This is a genomic window from Pseudoflavitalea rhizosphaerae (assembly GCF_003991355.1).
GTDB lineage: Bacteria > Bacteroidota > Bacteroidia > Chitinophagales > Chitinophagaceae > Pseudobacter > Pseudobacter rhizosphaerae.
The window spans coordinates 420,735-443,078 of sequence record NZ_RCSU01000001.1; the positions used below are offsets into that span (position 1 = coordinate 420,735).

General features: G+C 49.4%; 12 protein-coding genes. 5 read left to right on the forward strand and 7 right to left on the reverse strand.

What is annotated here, in order from left to right:
* Positions 1-10 precede the first annotated feature (10 nt).
* The 3 genes from D9Y29_RS01600 to D9Y29_RS01610 are packed head-to-tail and all read left to right on the forward strand — an operon-like array spanning position 11 to position 5,431.
* Positions 11-2,161, forward strand: coding sequence for an alpha-galactosidase (locus D9Y29_RS01600; RefSeq protein ID WP_127124683.1), 2,151 nt, complete (start codon positions 11-13; stop codon positions 2,159-2,161).
* A 28-nt stretch (positions 2,162-2,189) separates the two neighbouring features.
* Positions 2,190-3,005, forward strand: coding sequence for an SMP-30/gluconolactonase/LRE family protein (locus tag D9Y29_RS01605; protein ID WP_127124684.1), 816 nt, complete (start codon positions 2,190-2,192; stop codon positions 3,003-3,005).
* Positions 3,006-3,022: 17 nt separating this feature from the next.
* Positions 3,023-5,431 (forward strand): glycoside hydrolase family 3 N-terminal domain-containing protein, encoded by a 2,409-nt coding sequence (locus D9Y29_RS01610; RefSeq protein WP_127124685.1) that lies wholly within the window; start codon positions 3,023-3,025, stop codon positions 5,429-5,431.
* Positions 5,432-5,617: 186 nt separating this feature from the next.
* Here D9Y29_RS01610 and D9Y29_RS01615 read toward each other — a convergent pair whose 3' ends face one another.
* Positions 5,618-7,594, reverse strand: coding sequence for a glucosidase family protein (locus tag D9Y29_RS01615; RefSeq protein ID WP_241237824.1), 1,977 nt, complete (start codon positions 7,592-7,594; stop codon positions 5,618-5,620).
* 253 nt (positions 7,595-7,847) lie between these two features.
* Between D9Y29_RS01615 and D9Y29_RS01620 the strand changes: the two genes are divergently transcribed.
* Positions 7,848-9,392, forward strand: coding sequence for a hypothetical protein (locus D9Y29_RS01620; RefSeq protein WP_206513684.1), 1,545 nt, complete (start codon positions 7,848-7,850; stop codon positions 9,390-9,392).
* 18 nt (positions 9,393-9,410) lie between these two features.
* The gene (locus D9Y29_RS01625) at positions 9,411-10,667 is read left to right on the forward strand and encodes a glycoside hydrolase family 88/105 protein (RefSeq protein ID WP_127124686.1); all 1,257 of its coding nucleotides are present in this window, start codon (positions 9,411-9,413) and stop codon (positions 10,665-10,667) included.
* Here D9Y29_RS01625 and D9Y29_RS01630 read toward each other — a convergent pair whose 3' ends face one another.
* The 6 genes from D9Y29_RS01630 to D9Y29_RS01655 form a co-directional block, all read right to left on the reverse strand.
* Positions 10,668-11,681 (reverse strand): LacI family DNA-binding transcriptional regulator, encoded by a 1,014-nt coding sequence (locus D9Y29_RS01630; RefSeq protein ID WP_127124687.1) that lies wholly within the window; start codon positions 11,679-11,681, stop codon positions 10,668-10,670.
* Positions 11,682-11,831: 150 nt separating this feature from the next.
* Positions 11,832-12,974, reverse strand: a complete 1,143-nt coding sequence (locus D9Y29_RS01635) for a glycoside hydrolase family 88/105 protein (protein WP_127124688.1) — start codon at positions 12,972-12,974, stop codon at positions 11,832-11,834.
* Positions 12,975-12,997: 23 nt separating this feature from the next.
* Positions 12,998-14,719, reverse strand: a complete 1,722-nt coding sequence (locus tag D9Y29_RS01640; protein ID WP_127124689.1) for a RagB/SusD family nutrient uptake outer membrane protein — start codon at positions 14,717-14,719, stop codon at positions 12,998-13,000.
* A gap of 23 nt (positions 14,720-14,742) precedes the next feature.
* Entirely contained in the window at positions 14,743-17,892 is a 3,150-nt protein-coding gene (locus D9Y29_RS01645; protein WP_127124690.1) for a SusC/RagA family TonB-linked outer membrane protein, read from the reverse strand.
* 122 nt (positions 17,893-18,014) lie between these two features.
* Entirely contained in the window at positions 18,015-19,583 is a 1,569-nt protein-coding gene (locus D9Y29_RS01650) for a glycoside hydrolase family 28 protein (protein ID WP_127124691.1), read from the reverse strand.
* Between the two features lie 206 nt (positions 19,584-19,789).
* Positions 19,790-22,339 (reverse strand): sialate O-acetylesterase, encoded by a 2,550-nt coding sequence (locus D9Y29_RS01655; protein ID WP_127124692.1) that lies wholly within the window; start codon positions 22,337-22,339, stop codon positions 19,790-19,792.
* Positions 22,340-22,344: the final 5 nt, after the last annotated feature.

A 22,344-nucleotide genomic window follows, 5' to 3' on the forward strand; every position in this document is an offset into this window, starting at 1 on the left:
CATAACCTTTATGATCAGATTCCCGGCTCTTCTGCTGGCTGCATTCACCTGCATCCAGCTCCAGGCGCAGCGCATATCCCCCATCGTTATCGAAACAAAGAACGCCAGCCTGGTCCTTTCAATAGCCGGCAATCAGCGTGTATTGCAGTCGTATTTCGGTAAAAAAATAGACCAGGCCAGTATCGGCAAGCTCAAGGGAGGCAGGGAAGCCTATCTCACTGCCGGTATGGAGAACCAGTTTGAACCTGCTATCCGAATGGTGCATAACGATGGCAATCCATCTCTGGAGCTCCGGTATGTAAGCCATACCAGCAATACGAAAGGAAATATCAGCACCACCGATGTGCTGATGAAGGACCCGGTATACCCCGTTGAAGTAACGCTGCATTATACAGCCTGGAAAGATGAGGATGTGTTCAGTTGCCAGGCCATCATCAGACACCAGGAGAAAAAACCTGTGATGCTTACGCAGTATGCATCGGGACTGCTGCATTTCGATGCCGATCAATACTGGCTTACGCAGTTCCATGGCGACTGGGCCCGGGAGGCAAATATGGTGGAGGAGAAACTGACCCATGGCATCAAATCACTGGAGAGTAAGCTCGGCACCAGGACCAATTTCTACCAGACACAATTCTTTTTCCTGTCGCTCGATAAACCTTCTGATGAAAACACAGGAGAGCTGATTGCAGGAACACTCAATTGGACCGGCAATTTCCAGTTTACATTTGAAGTGGACCAGCGCAATGCGCTTCGAGTCCGCTCCGGCATCAATCCCTTTGCATCGGAATACTATCTCGCTCCCAACGAAATCTTCACTACGCCTGAAATGATTTTCACCTGGAGCAGCCAGGGCAAAGGCCAGGCCAGCCGCAACCTGCATCGCTGGGCGCGTAATTACGCAGTATTAAATGGGAAAGGGGAACGAATGGTGCTGCTCAATAACTGGGAAGCAACGCATACTACTTTCGATGAGAACAGGTTGGTTGAACTGTTTGATGAAGGAAAGAAGATCGGCGTTGATCTTTTCCTGTTAGATGATGGCTGGTTCGGAAATAATTTTGCGAGAAATGATGATAAGACTGGTCTCGGCGACTGGGAGCCCACCAAAACAAAACTTCCTCACGGTATCGGCTACCTGGTGGAGGAAGCGGAAAAGCGCGGCCTGCATTTCGGGATCTGGCTGGAGCCGGAAATGGTGAACCCGAAGAGCGACCTCTACAAAGCGCATCCCGACTGGATCCTGAAGCTGCCCAACCGCGAAGAACATTACGGAAGGAACCAACTGGTGCTGGACCTTACCAATCCCAAAGTCCAGGATTTCGTTTTCAAAATAGTGGACGACCTGCTCACGCAAAATCCGCGGCTTGCCTATATCAAGTGGGACTGTAACCGCAGCATGACCAATGCTTACTCACCTTACCTCAAAGAAAAGCAATCCCATCTCTATATCGAATATACCAGATCGTTATATAAAGTATTGGACCGTATCCGCGCAAAATATCCTACCCTTCCCATCATGCTTTGTGCAGGTGGCGGCGGCCGTACAGATTATGGCGCCATGAAATACTTCACCGAATTCTGGCCCAGCGATAACACCGATGCACTGGAAAGGATCTTCATCCAATGGGGCTATTCCTATTTCTTCCCTGCAAATACCATTTCAGCACACGTGACCAGCATGGGCAAGAATCAAAGTCTGAAATTCAGAACAGATGTTGCAATGATGGGCAGGCTCGGTTATGATATCCGCACCAACAATTTCACACAACAGGATATCGAATTCACCAACAATGCCATCAAAACCTATAAGCAGATCAGTCCGGTGATCCAGCAGGGAGATCAATACAGGCTTGTATCTCCCTACGAAGAAGACCGCGCCGTACTGATGTATGTGAACGAACAGCAAAACAAAGCCATCCTCTTCCAGTACTTTACAACCCCACGCAGAAAGAATATCTTTACACGCGTGCGTTTGCAGGGACTGGACCCGCAAAAACATTACCGTATCAGGGAGATCAACCTGTATCCAGGCACCAGATCCACCAACCCTGAAAATGAAAAACAATACAGCGGCGAATACCTGATGGGCATTGGCCTGAATATTGCACCCAGGGGATTGGCCTTAACCAGCAATGTCTTCGAGATCATTGCGGAATGATTGCCTGTAACAATTAAAAACCTTCAATATGAGAAAGATCTTCCTCATCGTTTTCATCCTCACATCTTTTGCCGCTTCCGCGCAAAAACTGGAAAAACTCTGGGAAACCGATACCGTTATTGCCATTCCTGAATCCGTTTTGCATGTACCCGGAGAAAAGATCATGTATGTATCCCTGATAGACGGACCAGGCTGGGCAGTGGACGGGAAAGGTGGCGTTGGAAAGATGAGCCCCGATGGCAAGCAATGGGACGGCAACTGGATCAGCGGCCTGAACGCGCCGAAAGGACTGGGCCTGCATGGTAACCGCCTCTACGTTGCAGATGTAAGCGAGATCGTGATCATCGATGTCAAAAATGGAAAAATAGAAAAGAAGATCAGTCCGGACAGCGCCAAAGCGCTCAATGATGTTACCATCGATGACAAAGGCATCGTATATGTATCCGATTCCCGCACTGGTGTGATATGGAAAGTAGAAAACGATATCGCAACAGAATACCTCGCCGATCAGAAAGGTGTGAATGGTTTAAGAGCCGTGGGAACAGACCTCTACATCGCAGCAGGAAAGAATTTCAGGAAGGCAGACGCCAATAAGAATATCACCGGGATCGCCACATTACCACAGGGCGGAGATGGTGTGGAGCCTGTTGGCAACGGCGACTTCATAGTTACAGCATGGTCAGGTTATATTTTCTATGTACATAAAAATGGAAAAGTAGACACCCTGCTGGAAACGCATCAGCAAAAAAAGAATACTGCCGATATCGGTTATGATCCCGTGAAGAAGATCGTTTACGTTCCCACATTCAATGGCAAGACTGTTGCCGCGTATCAACTGAAATAAATCATCAACAAACAATAATGGTGAAAAAATATGTTCTCCCGGTGGTACTGCCTTTAATTGCAGTACCATTTTTTTTACAGGCACAGCAGAAGTCCATCTATCATGAAGGCTGGATAGATCTCAACAAAAATGGGAAAAAGGATATTTACGAAGACCCCAAACAACCCATAGAGAGCAGGATAGCCGACCTCATCGGACAAATGAATACCGATGAAAAGACCTGCCAGATGGTGACCCTCTACGGCTTTGGCAGGGTATTGAAAGATGAACTGCCCACACCGCAATGGAAGCAGAGCCTTTGGAAAGATGGCATTGCCAATATCGATGAACACCTGAACAGTCTCCCTTATAACAAGAAAGCCGTTACGCAATATTCATTCCCGCAGAGCAAACATGCCAATGCCATCAATACCGTACAACGTTGGTTTGTGGAAGAAACGCGGTTAGGCATTCCCGTTGATTTCACCAATGAAGGCATCCATGGCCTGAACCACGACCGCGCCACTTTGCTGCCTGCGCCAATTGCCATCGGCAGCACCTGGAACAAAGAGCTGGTGTACCGCGCCGGTAAAGTGGTAGGCCGCGAAGCCGCCGCCACCGGCTACACCAATGTGTATGCCCCCATCCTGGACCTGGCCCGCGATCCGCGCTGGGGACGTGTGGTGGAATGTTACGGAGAGGACCCCTTCCATATTGCCGAGCTGGGAAAACAGATGGCGCTTGGCATCCAGCACCAGGGAGTGGCCAGCACCATCAAACATTTTGCCGCTTACAGCATGCCCAAGGGAGGCCGCGATGGCAATGCCAGAACAGATCCGCATATTGCTCCGCGTGAGTTGCACCAGCTTCACCTCTATCCTTTCCGTCGCGTTGTTCAGGAAGCCCATGTACTGGGTGTAATGAGCAGCTACAACGATTATGATGGCGTACCCGTTTCCGGTAGTCGCTATTTTCTCACTGATCTCCTGCGGCAACAATATGGCTTCAATGGCTATGTTGTTTCTGATAGCCGCGCCGTTGAGTTCCTTTACAGGAAACATATGGTAGCAGGAGATTACAAGGAAGCGATCCGCCAGGTTGTGGAAGCCGGATTGGATGTGCGCACAGATTTCACCAAACCTGAAGATTATGTATTTCCGCTCCGCGAACTGATCCGGGAAGGCAGGCTCTCCATGCAAACCATCGATCAACGAGTAGCCAGCGTATTGCGGGTAAAATTCAAACTTGGATTATTCGATCATCCTTTTGTAAGCAACCCTGCCGCTGCAGACAGCATTGTATTCGATACCGAAGCACGCGCCATGCAGGAACAACTTTCAAGGGAGGTACTCGTATTACTGAAAAACGAAAACAATACTCTGCCACTGGATGCATCCAGGATAAAGAATATTCTCGTTACCGGTCCGCTGGCTGCTGAGACCAATCACAGTATCAGCCGCTACGGCCCATCCAATGTGCATGTGGTCTCTGTACTGGAGGGGCTGCAACAATATGCAGGCAACCGTTTCAAAGTCCATTACACAAAAGGCTGTGATATCACCGATCCCAATTGGCCGGAGAGCGAGATACTGCCATCGCCCATTACAAAAAAAGAACAGGCAGCTATAAACGAAGCGGTTTCACTCGCTAAAAGGTCCGATGCAATCGTGATAGCGCTGGGAGAAGATGAGAAGATGGTGGGCGAAAGTAAAACCCGTACCAGCCTTGATCTTCCGGCAAGACAATTACAATTGCTGCAGGCTATGCAGGCCACCGGCAAACCGGTGATCCTGGTGCTCATCAATGGCCGTCCGCTCAGCATCAACTGGGCGCAGAAATATACGCCAGCCATCATCGAGGCCTGGTTTCCCGGCGCCACCGGAGGCAAAGCCATTGCCGAAAGCATTTTCGGCGATTACAATCCCGGGGGCAAACTGGCTGTAACCTTCCCCAAAACGACCGGGCAACTGGAATTGAATTTCCCATACAAACCCGGCTCGCATGCAGGTCAACCCGGCGACGGCCCTAACGGTTATGGTAAAACGGCGGTGAACGGACCGCTCTTTCCATTCGGGCATGGACTGAGCTATACACAATTCACCTATAGCGATCTCAGCATCAGCCCGGATAGCCTGCGCGCGCAATCCAATATCACCGTAACAGTCACCATCACCAATAGTGGAAAACGAAAAGGAGACGAAGTAGTACAACTCTATCTGAAAGACAAGATCAGCAGTGTGACCCAGTATGAAACCCTGCTCCGGGGATTTGAACGGATCAGCCTTCAACCGGGAGAATCGAAAACAGTGAGCTTCCATCTCCGTCCGGATGACCTTGCCCTGCTGGATAAAGACATGAACTGGACCGTGGAGCCGGGCGAATTTGAAATCCTGATCGGCAGTTCTTCCACTGATATCAGGTTGAGAAAAACCTTCACAGTGAGATAGCAGCACCCGCTAAAAAGTGTGAGGCTTTTACATTTACTTAGAGAGCGCCCAGTCGCTCGCCTCCGGCGAGTGACTTCTATTTGTTCGCCTCCGGCGAACCCCGCGTCGCCGGAGGCGACAAAATAAAACCCACTCGCCGGGAGGCGAGCGGGTGCTCTCTGTTTATGCTATAGTGTTGTTTTGAATTTAAAGACTCACCTTAACAGTGCCGCCTTCCTTGACCGTATACTTTTTCTCTTTTCCATTTTCAGTTACGATCACATCCAGTTTACCTGCACTTCCCCGCTTAACTTTCAGATCGAATACATGACCAAAGGAATGGATATTCTTCAAAGCCATCTCCGGCCAGGCTGCAGGCAATTTGGGACTGCAATCGAAACTGTTGAAACCAACAGGACGCATGCCAAAGATCCCTTCCGTGAAAATGCGGCAATACAGGCCGCTTTCGGCTGACAGATGCCGCTGATTCCCTTCCGGATAGGCCTCCACGGGATAAGGCACATGTTCGCCCAGCAACCTCCTGCGTGAATAATATTGCAGGTAATCAAGCGCCTTCTGCGTTTCGCCTGCAGCAAATACTCCGCGGAGTGCATAAAGTGTTGACCGGTCCCAGAATGTTGGTTTGCCCGCCAGGGAAGCGAGACCATCTTCCGTCCAGAGGCGCGGAGAGAACAGCGCAGCGATAGTGCCTTCTTTCCTGTCGAAAATATCAACGGTTAGCGGCCCGCAGATCCAGGCGCGGAGTGTATCGTTGCCGGCATAGTAACGATAGGTTTTGAACCCTTCCACTGTAGCGCCGAAATGTTTTTCGATATTGGCGCGGATCGCTTTTTCACGCGCAGCATATATTTTCTTTTGCGAAGCAGGAAGATCAAGTTCCCTGCAAAGCATGCCTGCAGAACGCAGTGCATCATAATAAAGGATGCTGGTATGCAGGTTGGCGTCGCCCGCGGGAAAACGGTTCTCAAGCTCATCGGAATTACTGGCCACCACCCCATTGGCATTGACTTTACGGTGCAGGTATTCCAGGCACCACCCGATCAGTGGCCAGAGCGCTTTGGCAGAATCAACATTACCATTAGCCAGTGCGTAACGGCCAGCACCATACGCAATCATCGCCATATCGCCCCTGTCCTTAGCCCCATGCCAGAAAGCGTCTCCTTCTGCAATAATGGAGCTGGGAATAGGTTTATAATCCGGGTTCATGTACTTCGCAAACCAGTGGTAGGAATTCATGGCAGATTTGTTGCCTATATCATCTCCCAGAAAAGCGAAAAATGGATTGATGTACTCGGCCTGATCATTTGCCCAGATGGCAGCATAGTAACGAAGTCCGCCAGGCCCGTGCATATAACCACCTTTGGTGAGATAGATACTTTCCGTAGCGCGGAGCTTGGCAAAATTGAATGCAGTGTTCAGGAGGTTATCGGGTGTTTCCAGTTGGAGTTTGGACTGGATCTCGTCTACTCTTTTTGCACGCTGACTGTATTCTTCCAAAACATATTTTTCTTCAGCCCTGCCCGGAGTCACTGCCTGGTACATCAGGCTGAAAATATCTTCTTCATTCGGTTGCAGCGTGGTCTGCCCTGCATTCTGTGTGGTCACCAGGAAACTATGTTGTGCAGGCGTACTGCGCTCTTTGGCAGGCTTCACTTCCCTGCGTAAATATTCCATTTCAATCTTCACCGGCTTGTTACCGAGATTGGTAAAGCTCCAGTTTTCCACTACCATCGCCTTTTTTGCAGAAGGGAAAATGGTGCGGCGCAGCAGCAGGTTCTTATCTTTCCCCACAAGGCTTTCGATACTCAGGATCCCTTTTTTCATTTGTACAGATGTTACCGATTCAGGAAGCGCTTCCATTACTGCAGCATTGTACACGCCGGGTCGCAGCAGTTTATCATTGATCAGCACACGTGGAAGATCGTTGTCGGTTACATTGTAGGTCATGCTGGCGATGGTCCTCACCGGCAACATCCTGAAAGTGGGAAATACCATGGTGCGGTCAAGTGAAGGACGGCCTTCGGCATCCACGCCATATCTCAACCAGAGCGATACTTTCTCTCCGCTCATTTCCACATGATCATTGTGCGGTAAACGGCCGTTTACCTGCCACTGGATACTGCCATCGGGCCGGATGGTCCACCTGTCATGCTGTTCAGCCACGGGAGCTGGTTGAGCAAGAACTGTAAAAGGGAACAACAGGATAATCGCCGGCAATCGTAAGGTTTTTATTTTTATCATATATTTTCTTTGCATTGCTAAATCAGGTTGAACAGGTTTGCTAAATTATTGGATTGCATTCGTTTCTCCATCCCTCCTTCGGTCCGCAATTGGCCAATTATTCAACAATTCTGGCATCGGTGTTCATTTGTTCATTTTTTGTTGGAATATTATACATGAAAGTAAACCCGATTGCATGACCTCATCACCGTACAAAAAACGCATCATCACTACAGTTGCCGTAGCAGCTTCCGTATCCGCTGTCGCGTTTTCCATTGCAGCTTCACAGATGCCTGCCTGGGAATCGAAATTCGTCAAACAACAAAAGAACGGAACCCTTCAATACAAAGCCGATAAACAGGGAAATACCATTCCTGATTTCAGCGCCGTGGGATATTATCATGGCGATAAACCCATTCCGGAAATCCCGGTAGTAGCCACTGTTTCACCATCGGCAAATGCGATGGAAGAGATCCAGGCCGCCATTGATAAACTATCTTCACAACAACCGGACGCCAATGGTTTCCGCGGCGCCATCCTTCTGAAGCGCGGCGAGTACAAAATTCCCGGTTCTATCCTTATCAAAGCCAGTGGTATTGTTCTCCGTGGTGAAGGCAATACGGAAGATGGCACGCGACTCATCGCCACTGCTGCCAGTCAGAAACCATTGATCGATGTTCAGGGCAATGGAGGGATCACAGAAGTTCCGGGCACCCGCGTGTCTATTGCAGACAAATACGTCCCCACAGGCGCAACCAGCATCAATGTAAGCAACGCATCTTCCTTCAAAACCGGTGATAAAGTGATCCTCTGCATCTCGCCCAATGCACAATGGATCACAGATCTGAAAATGGACCAGATCGTAGCCCGCAACGGCACCAAACAATGGAGAAGCAGCGAATACAACCTCAACTTCGAGAGGACCATCCTCAGCGTGAAAGGCAATGCCATTGAACTGGACAACCCGGTAATGATGCCCATCGACGCGGATTATGGCGGCGGCGCCATCTTCAAATACACATTCAAGGGCAGGATTCAACATGTCGGAATCGAGGACCTTTACTGTGAATCCCCTGCTACCAGGGATACGGCAGAAGACCATTCCTGGGATGCAATACATATGAACAAGATCGAGAACGGATGGGTATCGAAAGTAACTGCCCGCTATTTCGCCTATGCCTGCGTGAATCTCAGCCCTGCCGCAAAGAATATAACGGTAACCGACAGCCGCTGTTTTGACCACAAATCTAAAATAACTGGAGGAAGACGTTATAGTTTCAACAATGACGGACAACAAAACCTTTTCCTCAACTGCGTTACAGCCGATGGCCGTCATGATTTTGTAACCGGCGCCAAAACACTCGGACCAAACGTATTCTATAATTGCAGTTCCACCATCACCCATGCGGATATCGGTCCACACCATCGCTGGGCTGTTGGAACGCTGTACGATAATATCATAACAGACGGAGAGATCAATGTGCAGGACCGCGGCAACTACGGCAGTGGTCATGGCTGGGCTGGCGTAACACAGGTGCTCTGGAACTGTAAGGTACGCGGCGCAGCTGTTCAGAATCCATGGGCTTCAGGCAAAAATTATTGCATCGGTCTCAATGGTGAAAAAAGATCAGGACGCTTCAAAGACAGGATGGACGCGGAATGGGAAGGATTGAACAAAGATGGATTACAACCGCCTTCTCTCTACAAAGCACAACTGGAAGCCAGACAAAAAAAGAAATAATACAATCAAGCATCTTACATGAAACGAATTGCTTTGTTCTGCATCGCACTCTGCAGCCTTGGCGGCGCTGCCATCGCACAACCCAAACCATCCACCGCTGAAACGGAAACCATTTTGCGAAAAGTGGCAGACAATATCATCCGCAGCACCAGCTTCAATTTCGTCAACGGCAAAACCGGCGAGACCTTCACCAGCACCAAAGGGAAAGACACCAGCATCAACGTAAAGGCCGGGAGCAAATTCAACAAATGGCAATACGTGAATGGTGTGCTGGCCGTGGGTATGGTGCGCATGTCGGAAGTATTGAACGATAAAACTTACAGCGATTATCCCCGCAGGAATTTCAACTTCATCTTCGATAACCTGGACTATTTCAAAAAGCAATACGATGCCGGCAATACGAGTGTTGAATATCGCCCCGTGTTCCGGATGGGATCACTGGATGACTGTGGCTCCATGGCCGCCGGCCTCATCGATGTATATGCTTTCGATAAGCGCCCGGATTTTCTCGCTTACCTCAACCGCGTTGGCCATCATATCATTGATGTACAATCGAAGTTTCCCGATGGCACGCTGGCCCGCAACGGTCCCCGCAAAATGACACTCTGGGCAGACGATCTCTACATGAGCGTGCCCTATCTCGCGCGCATGGGAAAGCTCACCGGCGATAATAAATATTTCGATTTCGCCATCAAACAGGTGAAACATTATAACAAGTACATCTATGATTCCACCACTGGTCTTTACTTCCATACTTTCTACAATGATGAGAATATGAACGGCGTGGCACACTGGGGACGCTGCAATGGATGGGTAGCGCTGGCGCAGGTGGAATTGCTGAACAATCTCCCCGCCAATCATCCCGAAAGAGCAGAGCTGGTCCGCCTCCTGCAAAGGCAGATCGTTGGCTTCAGCCGCTACCAGGATATCGATGGTATGTGGCATCAACTGATAGACAAACCCGATTCCTACGCGGAAGCATCCGTTACGGCCATGTTCGTGTATACAGTAGCGAAAGCAGTGAATGAAGGCTGGATCAATAAAAGATTCATCTCTATTGCACAGAACGGATGGGAAGCGCTGGCAAAAAAAGTAACCGCAGACGGTCAGGTGGAAGATATCTGCATCGGCACATCAGTGGAGGAAGATATCAGGTACTATTACTCCCGCCCCAAAGAGACCAACGACACGCATGGTCTCGGCGCCTTCCTCATGGCAGGAGCTGAAATGGTCCGCGCAAAAGATAAACTGGTTGACATCGGCAAACGCCGCTGATCATTTTGTTGAATTACGAACGATCAAAGTGGAATTTAGCACGATTTTTTCTTCGGAGAAATTCATGCTCTTTTTTTCTATTGTCTTGAACAATAAAGCAGCTGCCTCTTTCCCAATCTCGAAGGCGGGCTGTGTGATGGTGGTGAGTGAAGGATTCAGCCAGGCTGCTGTTTCCAGGTTGGAGAAGCCCAGTATTTTCACATCTTCAGGAATCTTCAGTTTCAGTTCATCGCAGGCCTGGTAACCCAGGATGGCGAGCTTTTCCACCGAAGCGAAAATACCATCGGGTCTGTTCTTCTTTTTCAGCAGGTTGAGAATGGCTTTGTAATTCCCATCATTATCATTGGCGCTGCATTGCAATACAAGTTTTGGATCGAAAGGAAGCCCGTGTTTCTCATGCGCTTTGATATACCCGTCCATTCTCTTGTTGGCGATGCTGAGATTATGGGAAATGGAAAGATAAGCGATACGCTTACATCCACGTACTATTAGATGGTCGGCGGCTTTCATGCCACTCTCGAAATCATTGGTGATCACCCTGGCGCTGTTGAGGCTTTCGCAGATCCTGTCGAAGAATACGATAGGAACGCCCGTCTGTTTCAGCTCCTGCAGGTGATCATAATTGTTAGTCTCCCCGGCAAGGCTCACAAGTAGCCCATCCACCCTTCCGCTTTGCAGGTGCCGCGAAATGCTCAGTTCCCTTGCATACTGTTCGTGGGTAAGATAGATCAGTACATGGTAACCTTTTTCCTGTGCAATGCTTTCGATGCCATTGATGGCAAGGGCGAAGAAATTATTGGCGATCTCCGGGATCACCACGGCGATGGTCTTGCTTTTATGTTTCCGCAGACTGCTTGCATAGGGATTGGGCACGTAATTGAGTTTACGCGCCAGTTCAAAAACCCTTTGTTTGGTTTCTGCACTGATCTCATAACTATCACGCAATGCACGGCTGACGGTTGATACCGCCAGGTTCAGTTCTTTAGCCAGCCTTTTCAGATCTACGGTTGCCATAATACAGTTTTATGAAATGGGCCAGCCAAATATAAATAATGTACTGATTCCGGAAACGTTTCCGGAGAATTTCCGGTGGGGCAGCAAAAAAGCAGCCTATCGGAAACGCTAAGTTTCTGACAAGCTGCATGTTATGTTTTCCAATAAATCCTATCTGAGCAATGCCGTAGCACACCAGAGAACTGGCGCCTGTCCGTGCATATCGCCTGTGATCCTTTTACGGTCCAGATAGTATTGACGGTCGTTCTTCTTATTGGTGCCTTCGCACACTTCGGTGATCTCACCTTTTTCGTTCAGATAGCTTACAAGTCCCAGCCAGGCTTTGCGTGCAGCGACCTTATAGGCAGGGTCTGAGAGCCAGCCTTCCTTCACGCCGGTGATCATCGCAAAAGCGAACATACCTGTTCCGGAAGTTTCATTCCAGGAGTCTTCCCCGTCTATCAATTGCCTCCAGGTCCCATTGGGAGCCTGGTATTTGAGAAGGGAAGCCATCATGGTCTTGTAACCCTGCATGATGCGCTCGCGGTTGGGATTGTCTTTCGGCAAGGAACGTAACAATTCCGCCATGCCCACAGCCATCCATCCGTTGCCGCGGCTCCAGTAGAAGGGCACATCCGGTGCATGATAGAAAAGGCCATTGGGCTTTTGCAGAGAATCCAGGTATACTACCATTTCCCTTGCGGCCCTTTCGATATAAACTTTATCACCGGTAGCGCGATATGCCTGGCTTTGAACAGCCGTGATCATGAACATATCGTCGATCCACATACGTGTTTGCCAGGTGAGCCCTTTTGCATGGTAAACATGGCTCTCCGGCTTCACCCGGAACCCTTCGGGCGGCCCCCACTGTTTGTCTGCGAAATGCTTACCCATGGTGAGGTACCGCGGCTCTTTGGTTTGCATGTACAGTTCAAGCGGCACAGCGCCGAACACGGTATGGTCCACATGGTCCGGCAAGGGCACAAGCGTGTCCTCCTTTCCAAATAAAGGCTCGAAGCGAACTGCCAGTTTTTTGGTGAGCGCCTTATCCCTGCTTGCTTTCGCGAATGTGAGGGAACCATACCAGGCGCAGATCTCCGGGTAGGTGATCCGCTTAGGTGGCGTGGTCCTGCCAAAGTTCGGATGGGGCGTTACTACAAACAGTTCAGCCAGTTTCTTTCCGATCTCTTTGGGAGAACTTCCCTTTGGCCAATTCTTCAGATCTGTACCTTCTTTACCCTGGGCACATACATTGAAAATGGAACAAGCGCTCAGGAAGGTGATCAGCAGGTATTTAGAAATACTTTTTCGCATACACATCATATTTAGTCTATTCATTAGTTCCAGTCGGGGAAGTAGATGCTGTTATTGTATTTCTCCCCTCTTGTATTGTCGATCTGATTTTGAGGTATAGGACGAAGGATATGCTTGTCCTGGATATTAGGGCCTGCATCTTTGTTATGGGCCCTTACCCTGCTGAGGAGCGTTCCGGTACGCACGAGGTCCCACCACCGTGTATTTTCTCCCAATAATTCACGCGAACGTTCATCCAGCAAGAAGTCCAGGGTAGCGTCTGCGGCATCTATTTCCATTGCATTGGCATCCCCGGTTGGCCATGCTGCCCTTCTCCTGACCACATTGATGAAGTCTGCCGCTTCCTGCGGACGGCTGGTAGCGATGGCGGCTTCAGCGGCGAGCAGGTAGGTCTCCGCAAAGCGCCAAACGATCAATGGGCGAACCGACTGGTGATTCAGGTCAGCGCGTTTGTTATCGAAATATTTTTTCACTGTTGGCGCCAGGGTATTGTTCCAGTCTTTATTGCCATATAACAAATAAGGAGCAGCAGCGCGTTGTGCGGCCGTCACAGGTATGCCCGGCATGTAGATGGAAGTGTCACCTTTCTTTTTGATCCTGCGGCCTCCGGGAACCGCATCTGCGGGAGCGCCGGGAGGTACCGGGTTGGGCCATGCGAACTTGTCGTAGTCCCCTTCGTTGTTCGAGTTGGCATACCATACAGTCTGGAAGGTTTTATCATACCTGGTATCATTCACTCTTTCCTTGAAAACGGTATCGGTGAGCCAGAAAGTAGGCACTACGCGGATATACGGGCGGCCATAATCCATACTCCTGACCATGGTAAGGCGCTTATCGTACTGTCCGATGAACATATGGTTCATGATATTATCTCCAACGGTACTGTTATTGGGGCCGTTGAACGCATAGTTGCTGGTATGTTGTACGGCAAAGAGCACTTCATCATTGGCTTCATTTCCTTCTTTGAATACATCTCCAAAATCAGGAAGAAGGCTGATGCCTGCAGCATTGCGGTCATCAATCAGGTCCTTCAGCGTCTGATAGGCGTCTTCGTTATCGGTAGACACTGCCGCGGGAGTGGAAGCGCGGAACAGGTACATTCTTCCCAGCAGGTGGCGAGCCGCCGCTGCATTGGCTTTTCCGGGCAGCAGGCCGCCGGTTTTGGGACCTGCCGGCAGAACGGCAATGGCATCTTTAAGGTCCTGGATAAGCTGTTCCAATACTTCAGCCAGGCTGTTACGTTTGGCCGTTGTTACCGAGTTGGTGATATACGTAGTGTTCAGCGTTACATCGCGGAAGAATTGCACCAATGTTGAATAGTAGCAGGCGCGCAGGAATTTGGCTTCTCCGACGATCTGGTTCTTTTCCGCATCGTCCATATCCGTTAGCGGGGCATTTTCGATGATACCGTTACAGGCATTGATCCACCGGTAACATTGCAACCAAACCTGGTTACCATTACCCTGACCGGGCGTGAAGTTACTGGTATAACTATTGAGATCGGTATTTCCGTCAACACCCTTGACGAACTCATCGGTGCCGCCAGCCAGCAGCACAAAGAGGTCCTGGCTGCCCCAGACATAGCGGGTGCCGCCATATGCTGCATCAAGCCCTTTCTTTACGCCATTCTCAGTTTTCAAAAACTCGGGCGTGAGAATCGACTTGGGGTCTTCTTCCAGCATCTTATTACAGGCGCTACCCAGCAGGTTCACCAGGAGGCAGCCGCAGATAATATATTTTTTCATACGAACAAACATTTTGAGTTGAATTAGAATGACAGGCTAAGACCAAAAATCAGTTTCCAGTTCGGAGGAGTATCCACATTCAACTGTCCACCGGTGGAAGGGCTGTCCGCATCGCCTCCGGTTTCGGGATCAAGGCCACCGTAAGGATGGTCAACAAATGGCGAAAAAAAGATGAATGGGTTTTCTACCGTGGTATAGAACTTCAGGTTTCTCACACCCAGCTTTCTAAGCATATTGGGCGGAAGCGTATAACCAAGGCTGATAGTCCGGATCTTCAGGTAGGTGCCATCGAAAATACCCATCAGGCTGTTGTTTTGCGTATTGGTCCTGTCTGCATTCGGCTTCGGAAACTCGTTCTCATGATTATCTGGCGTCCAGAAGCGTGTCTTTACATTATTATAAGTTCCCTGGTAAGTATTGGCAAAACCGCCGCCGGTGAGTGAGCTCCTGAATATACTGCCCACCCTGGCAAATGCCGCCACGGTGAGGTCAAAGCCGCGGTATGTAAACCGGTTGGTGAAGCCTCCCTGCCATTTAGGTTGGCTGGAACCGATGATCACGCGATCATCATTATCCATTTTTCCATCATTGTTGATATCAAGGAAACGGATAGTGCCAATGACGGAACCGGATCCGGTCAATGTTTGTTTGTATTGCTGTGCCAGGGCAGTATCCTCTTTGGTGTTCTGCCAGATGCCGTCCTTCACTTTGTCGAATATTACACCGATGGGCTGTCCAACAAACCAGTTATTGCTGATATCTTCTTCAACGCCTTCACTGAGTTTGGTGATCTTTCCCCGGTTGATGAAAGCATTGGCATCGATGGTCCATCCGAATTCGTTCCTTGTTTTCGGAACAAAGATGGCGGCGCTCACCTGAAGTTCGATCCCTTTATTCTCTGTTGCGCCCACGTTGGCCAGTGCTACATTCTGGATACCGGAGGTATACGGAAGCGTTTGCGGCAGCAGGAGGTCGCGCGTTTGTTGTTTGTACACGCCGAATGTACCTGTGATCCGGTTATTGAGCAGTCCGAAATCAAGACCTATCTCCGTTGTTGCAGTGTATTCCCAACTAAGATCTGCATTGGCTACATTGGTGAGGTAAACGCCGGTGGTGGTCTCTTCCCCAAAATTCATCCTGAAAGGACTGAGCCTGGCCAATGTCTGATAAGGGCTGATGGAAGCATTGCCCACTTCTCCATAGGAAGCGCGAAGGCGCAGGTTACTGATGGGATTTACATTGAACCATGACTCATTGTGTATATTCCATGCAACGGCCCCTGATGGAAAGGTTTTGTATTTATTTCCCGGAGCGAGCCTGGAAGAACCGTCTGTACGCATGGTGGCGGTGAGCATGTACCTTTCATCAAAATTATAATTCAAGCGTCCCATATAAGACACCAACGCCCATTTTTCATAATTCCCGGAGCCTGTAAGATTGGAACCGTATTCGGGATTGAAATATTCCAATGCATCATTCAGGATATCATTGTTGTTGAAAGTACTGGACTGGTTCTTTTGTTCCTGCACGCTGAAAAGGCCGGTAAGGCTGATCTTATGTTTATCGGCAAAAGTGCGGTCGTAGTTCAGCAAATGCTCCAGCGTCCAGTTGGTCAACTGGCTGTTCCTGTTCCGTGAAGTGGAGGGCGCCCCCATATTGTTGGTAGTTTTGCTGGCGTAGAAGTAACCATAGTTCTCTGAACGTAATTCGGCGCCTGCATTGAAGCGGTATTTCAATCCGCTGACCCACTTACCCAGGTTCACATCCACATAAAAAGTATTGAAAGAGCTGTTCCTTTTTTTCCTTTCTTCTTTTGCTCCCGGCAGGAAGTCCGCCAATGGGTTCCATACCTGTGAAGCGCTGCCCGGCACAAAATCATTGCGGAGCTTGCCTTCTGCATCATAAGGTGAAACCATCGGGGAAGCCCGGAGCGCCTGGGCCATGGGATTGAAACTTTCTCCATTTGTGGTGGCGAAAGTATTCAAGGAGCTCAGGCCGATCTTGAACATTTTACTGAGTTGATGATCGATACTCAGTTTAAGTGAGTAGCGCTCGAATGCCTGCCCGGGGTATACGCCGGTTTCCTTGTAGTACCCACCAGACAATGCATATTGCGTGGATTCAGATCCACCAGATACGCCCAGTTGATGGTCTGTAATAAAGCCGTCCTTGTACACCAGGTCCTGCCAGTCTGTTGAAAAACCTTTCTCAATGCTTTCCAGTTCTTCTGCGCTAAATTCATTGGCGAGGATGGCCGGATCATCCGGACCCGTGTATCTCCTGTTGTTACCACTTACAAACCTTCCATTATAATAAGCCCATTTCTTGAATTCGAAAAACTCCTTTGCATCCATCATTTTGTATTTGCCGAGCGGCTTCACTGTACCGCCATAGCCGCTATAGGTGATCACTGCTTTACCGGCTTTTCCGCGCCTGGTGCTCACAAGGATCACGCCATTGGCGCCACGTGAACCGTAGATAGCAGTGGCGGACGCATCTTTCAGGATCTCCACGGACGTAACATCATCCGGGTTAATATCATTGAAATTCCCGCTGAAGGGAATGCCATCCACAACAATAAGCGGATCATTCCCGGCACGGACGGAGCGGGAACCGCGGATGAGAATGGAAACACCGGCGCCGGGCTTGCTGTTACCATTCACTTTTTGAATATCCACACCTGCCGCACGGCCTTGCATAGCCGAAGCGAGGTTGGGAGTAGGAATGTCACGGATCGATTGTTCGGTAACGGAGACCATAGAGCCGGTGACTTCGGACCTTCTTCTCGTTCCATATCCTACTACCACCACTTCATCCAGGTCTTTTTTGTTGAGTAAACGGATATTCAGATTGTTTTGACCTTTGCGGGCAGTGATCTTCTGATCTGCGTATCCTGCATAAGAAAAACTGATTACGGAGCCGACAGGCACTTCGAGGGAGAAAGCCCCGTCAGCGCCGGATTGAACGGACTTTCCCGCCCCCTGGATAGTAACGCCCAGGAGAGGTTCGCCGCGCTCATTGGTAACAAATCCTTTGACTGTTACCGGCGCAGCATCCTGTGCCGTAACTGGCTGCCAAAGCAGCAGAGCCAACAATACACAGGCAAATGAGAGGCTGCAACTCAACAGTTGGCGCCCCTTCATTCCGTTTGGAATAAGATTTTTAAAATTCATAAAATTGGCAAGTTTTTACTGGATCAATAGTTTTTGGCAATCTCTTTCTGCATAGTGCAGGGATGGTCCGCTATGGCGGAGCATCGCGTTGTTGATTTGTGAAATTTTTGTGCATACAGCAATCATTGATGGTGAATATATCGGGCTGGCTCAATTCCATGGAGCCGGTTCTTTTTTACTTTGATATGGGAGCCATCGGAGCCTTCCACGCGCACAAAGGCGGCCGCTTTACCCTTTACCGTATTGTTGCGGATATTTGCACTTTTCACTTTTTCCAGCCTGATAACGGCTTCAGCGCCGGTGGTGGCAGGAATATCCCAGTTGGTTACGGTGATGTCTTCGCCGTCTTCACAAATGAAAGCAGGACGTACATCATTACTGTCAAGTGTAAACGAAACATTCTTCAGTTTCAATCCTTTTACATGACGGGCCCAGATGCCATAAGCCGGAACGAGCGGGCCGAATGTTTTCACTTCCGGGTATTTGTCTATCGCTTCCGGCACTACCTGTCTTGCATTTACAGCATTGCCGCCACCGGCCAGGCGGATGGAAATATTCTCCAGGGTAACATTGGTGATATAATGCCCCGGCACTCCTGTGATGAGGATCCCTGATGGCGGTTTCAATTGTGCATCGGCGGAAGCTTCCGCCTTTACATTGCGGATGATCACGTTTTCGAATGTGCCTGTCGGTTGTTGTGTATCCTTCCCTTTCCGGAATACACTAAGCCTCGATCCCAGCCGCAGGAGTACCGGCGTTTTTACATTCACCATGGTGATATCGCTGATCTCGATATTGCGGAGATGGGCTCCGTCAACTGTCAGCAATTTGATGCCGCCGTTGTTGGTGTTGTAAATATGGCAATTGGAGATTTTTATATTCTCGAAAGGCGCCATGGATTCCGTACCCATTTTGATGGCGCCATGTCCGCTTTTCAGTCGCATGTTTGACACCACAATATCCCTGCAGGCCATGGTGCTGCTTGTTGTTTTGAAGCAGAGGGCATCATCGCCGCTCTCGATATCACAGTTGGTGATGGTCACTTGCTGGCAGCCATCGATATCCATTCCATCGTTGTGCGCAACCCCGTGTGAAATGATCTTTACATCCTCGATGTGCAATCGTTTACATTGAAAATAATGAGAAGTCCAGGCTGCCGCGAACAACAATTTCACGCCCTGCACTTTCACATCACTGCATCGCACCACGCGAAGCAGGAATGGTCTCCTGCCCCAGCGCTCTCCCTCAGGACGTTTATCTGTGGCGATCTGTATTTCCTTTAATTGCTTACCCTGCCCATCGATAGATCCTTCACCTTCGATGCCGATATGCTGCTGATCAACAGCCACCACCAATGCATAACCGACATCCACACCCAATCCGTCTGTGAAAGGGTCCAGGTTTTGGTAATCGTTTACATTGGTACTGCCAACAATGAATGAATCCTTTTGCAAAACCAGTGTCACATTGCTTTTCAGGGCAATGGTGCCTGTAAGAAATTTACCGGCGGGCACTATCACTTTGCCGCCACCTTTGACAGCACAGGCATCAATAGCAGCCTGGATAAAAGAGGAATTGAGTGTAACGCCATCAGGTTTGGCGCCATAATCTGTGATGATAAAATCATGCTGACGGGCATGTGAGATCATACCCTGGAACAGTACAGCAAGCAATAAAAAAACGTGCCTCATGAGCGCAATCAATTTTCCGGATTTAATGGAGCTGGTTCAGGATGTAACTAACACAATTATATGAGGCCCCGGTAGCAGGGGATTAACCACGTATTAAGCTTTATTAGCAGAAAAAAAGGGCTGCTCCCGGGAACGGGAACAGCCACTGGTTGAATGATTGCTGACTGCGAAAAACTTACCTTCACAGGTATGCTAACACGTAGCTTTTATTTTGTACCTGCGGGTTGCCAGTTGTCTGTCCTGAACGGCGCAACGGGCAATCCATCTGTATTGTAGAGGTTAGTAATTACATAATCCTTAAATGCGTAACGTACTGCAACAGGTTTTTTCACCCGTTCGCTGATTGCATATACACCATCATTGGTGATCCATGCTTTGGCAGGATAAAATATCCGGTCATCGCCTGCGAGTTCAAAGCCATTCAGTTCTTTTCCATAAGTTGTAAAACCATTGGACGCATTGTTGAATGCTATACGAACGGTATCGTTCACCAGCTTCATGGATTTGAATGATGGATTCAGATAATTGATCCCTTCCACGCCATAGGTCTTACCCAGCGCCAGGTACGCAAGCCTGCGGCTCACCACGGTTTTATTGGCAGGATGTATAGTAAGGGAATCACCGGCGTCCATGCAAACAGCCATGCCTGAATTGGGGATCTGCGCTCCGGCCTTTTCCTGCGCTTCGCGCATATAGGGAGCTTCCGCCGCATAGCTGGGATATTTATAGGGAGCAAGCTGCACATAATAGAAGGCCCATTCATTTCCCCATTGCGCACGCCAGTGCCGGACCATCGAAGGCATCAATCTTTCATAGAGCGCATATTCGGCCCTGTTAGTCTCACCCTGGTACCAGAGCACGCCTTTGATGGCAAATCCGATCAGAGGATGGATCATACCATTGTACAGAACTTCAGGATGGTTCTTATTGATCACCGTACGATGCGCAGGCATCGGCGATTCAGGAAATTCTTTCAGATTGCTTTCACTCATCCAGCCCTGGATCGGCGTTCCGCCCCAGGTAGCCTGGATGATGCCAACGGGAACGCCCAGCTGCTGCTGCAGGATCTTTGCAAAACCATATCCCACGGCACTGAAATCCCTCACGCCTTTTGGTGACGATGTTTCCCATTCAGCAGTAACATCCTTAACAGGTTCGAGCGCAGTAGTTCTTTCCACACGGAAGAGACGGATATTATTGTTCTTTCCTTCCAGGATGGTTTCTTCAGCACCCAGGACCGGTTGGTTCCTGAACCCTTTCACCGGCATTTCCATATTCGACTGACCGGAGCAAAGCCATACTTCGCCGATCATTACATTCTTCAGAATAACCGGTTTACCATCACTGATAGTAATGCTGTAAGGTCCGCCGGCTTTGGGAGTGGACACCACCAGTTTCCAGTTGCCTTTTGCATCGGCGCGGGTGGTATACTTTTTCATATTCCAGCTGGTCTGAACTGTAATGACCGCGTTGGGAGCAGCACTTCCCCAGATCGGCGTATTGGCCTGTTGCTGCAATACCATATTACTGGCTATGATGGCTGGCAATTTCAATACAGGCTTGGGCAATGCAAACATTTTATCGTGCATATGTTTGCTGCGGAGCAATGCTTCCATGTAATAATAATCTGCATAGCTCAATGGCACATCTATTTCACTGTTGCCGGGTTTGGAACCTGTGCTGTGCAAAAGGAGAAATCCTTTATTCTCGCCTATGGGTGAACGATAGGATCTGGTCAAACTTTCCACCATCGTATTGGCGGCGGCAGTATACACAGCGGCGTTCTTGCTGTATTGCGCCAGCTCGTACAAGCCGGATGCAATGCAGGCTGCCGCTGATGCGTCACGTGGCTCTTTGGGAATACCGGGTGCATCGAAATCATAATAAGGCACTTTATCTTTCGGCAGCCTCGGATGGTCCAGGATGAATTTCGCTACATGCTCGGCTTGTTGGAGGTATCTTTTATCCCTTGTAAATCGATAACACATGGTGTATCCGTATAACGCCCATGCCTGTCCGCGGCTCCAGGCGGATTCATGACTATACCCCTGGTGCGTTTGTTTCTTTTCCACTTTTCCTGTAAGTGAATCATAGGCCACTACGTGATAAGAACTGTAATCCGGACGGAAATGGTTCTTCATGGTAGTATTGGCATGAGAAACGGCAATCCTGTAATAAGCTGAATCGCCGCTCAGTTCCGTGGCGGCGAAGAGCAGTTCCAGGTTCATCATATTATCGATGATCACGGGGAAGTCCCACTTGTCCTTACTATGGTCCCAGGAACGGAGACAGCCAACTGTTGGATTGAAGCGGCTGGCCAGCGTGCGGGCCGACTCCATGATCACTGCCCTGTATTTGGGATCGCTGGTGAGGCGGTAGCCTGTTCCAAATGAGCAATACACTTTGAATCCCATATCATGTGTACCGGCATTCTGTTTTTCCTTTTCAATGAAGGCGGTATATGCATGGGCTTTTTCTTTCCACTCAGGTTTGCCGGTGTACTCATAAAGGAACCAGAGTACGCCGGGGAAGAAGCCACTGGTCCAGTCGCGGCTCGCCACCATTTTCAGATGTCCGTTTTCCAGGGTCCTCGGAGAAACCAGTTCGGGTTTTACTTTCCTGGCTGCTGCGGCTTCTTTGAGCATCACTTCCGTTTGTTTTTCGGCATCGCCAATTACTTTGGGAAGATCGATCTGCTGCGCCTGCATTGTAAGGCAAAGGATACAGAAAACAACCAGGCTACTAACATGCTTCATGGTTC

Excerpts from the sequence above, each read along its gene's own strand:
- D9Y29_RS01645 (WP_127124690.1), bottom strand. The coding sequence starts at position 17,892 with ATGAATTTTAAAAATCTTATTCCAAACGGAATGAAGGGGCGCCAACTG.
- D9Y29_RS01625 (WP_127124686.1), top strand. The coding sequence starts at position 9,411 with ATGAAACGAATTGCTTTGTTCTGCATCGCACTCTGCAGCCTTGGCGGC.
- D9Y29_RS01635 (WP_127124688.1), bottom strand. The coding sequence starts at position 12,974 with ATGCGAAAAAGTATTTCTAAATACCTGCTGATCACCTTCCTGAGCGCT.
- D9Y29_RS01650 (WP_127124691.1), bottom strand. The coding sequence starts at position 19,583 with ATGAGGCACGTTTTTTTATTGCTTGCTGTACTGTTCCAGGGTATGATC.
- D9Y29_RS01605 (WP_127124684.1), top strand. The coding sequence starts at position 2,190 with ATGAGAAAGATCTTCCTCATCGTTTTCATCCTCACATCTTTTGCCGCT.
- D9Y29_RS01630 (WP_127124687.1), bottom strand. The coding sequence starts at position 11,681 with ATGGCAACCGTAGATCTGAAAAGGCTGGCTAAAGAACTGAACCTGGCG.
- D9Y29_RS01655 (WP_127124692.1), bottom strand. The coding sequence starts at position 22,339 with ATGAAGCATGTTAGTAGCCTGGTTGTTTTCTGTATCCTTTGCCTTACA.
- D9Y29_RS01600 (WP_127124683.1), top strand. The coding sequence starts at position 11 with ATGATCAGATTCCCGGCTCTTCTGCTGGCTGCATTCACCTGCATCCAG.
- D9Y29_RS01620 (WP_206513684.1), top strand. The coding sequence starts at position 7,848 with ATGACCTCATCACCGTACAAAAAACGCATCATCACTACAGTTGCCGTA.
- D9Y29_RS01610 (WP_127124685.1), top strand. The coding sequence starts at position 3,023 with ATGGTGAAAAAATATGTTCTCCCGGTGGTACTGCCTTTAATTGCAGTA.
- D9Y29_RS01640 (WP_127124689.1), bottom strand. The coding sequence starts at position 14,719 with ATGAAAAAATATATTATCTGCGGCTGCCTCCTGGTGAACCTGCTGGGT.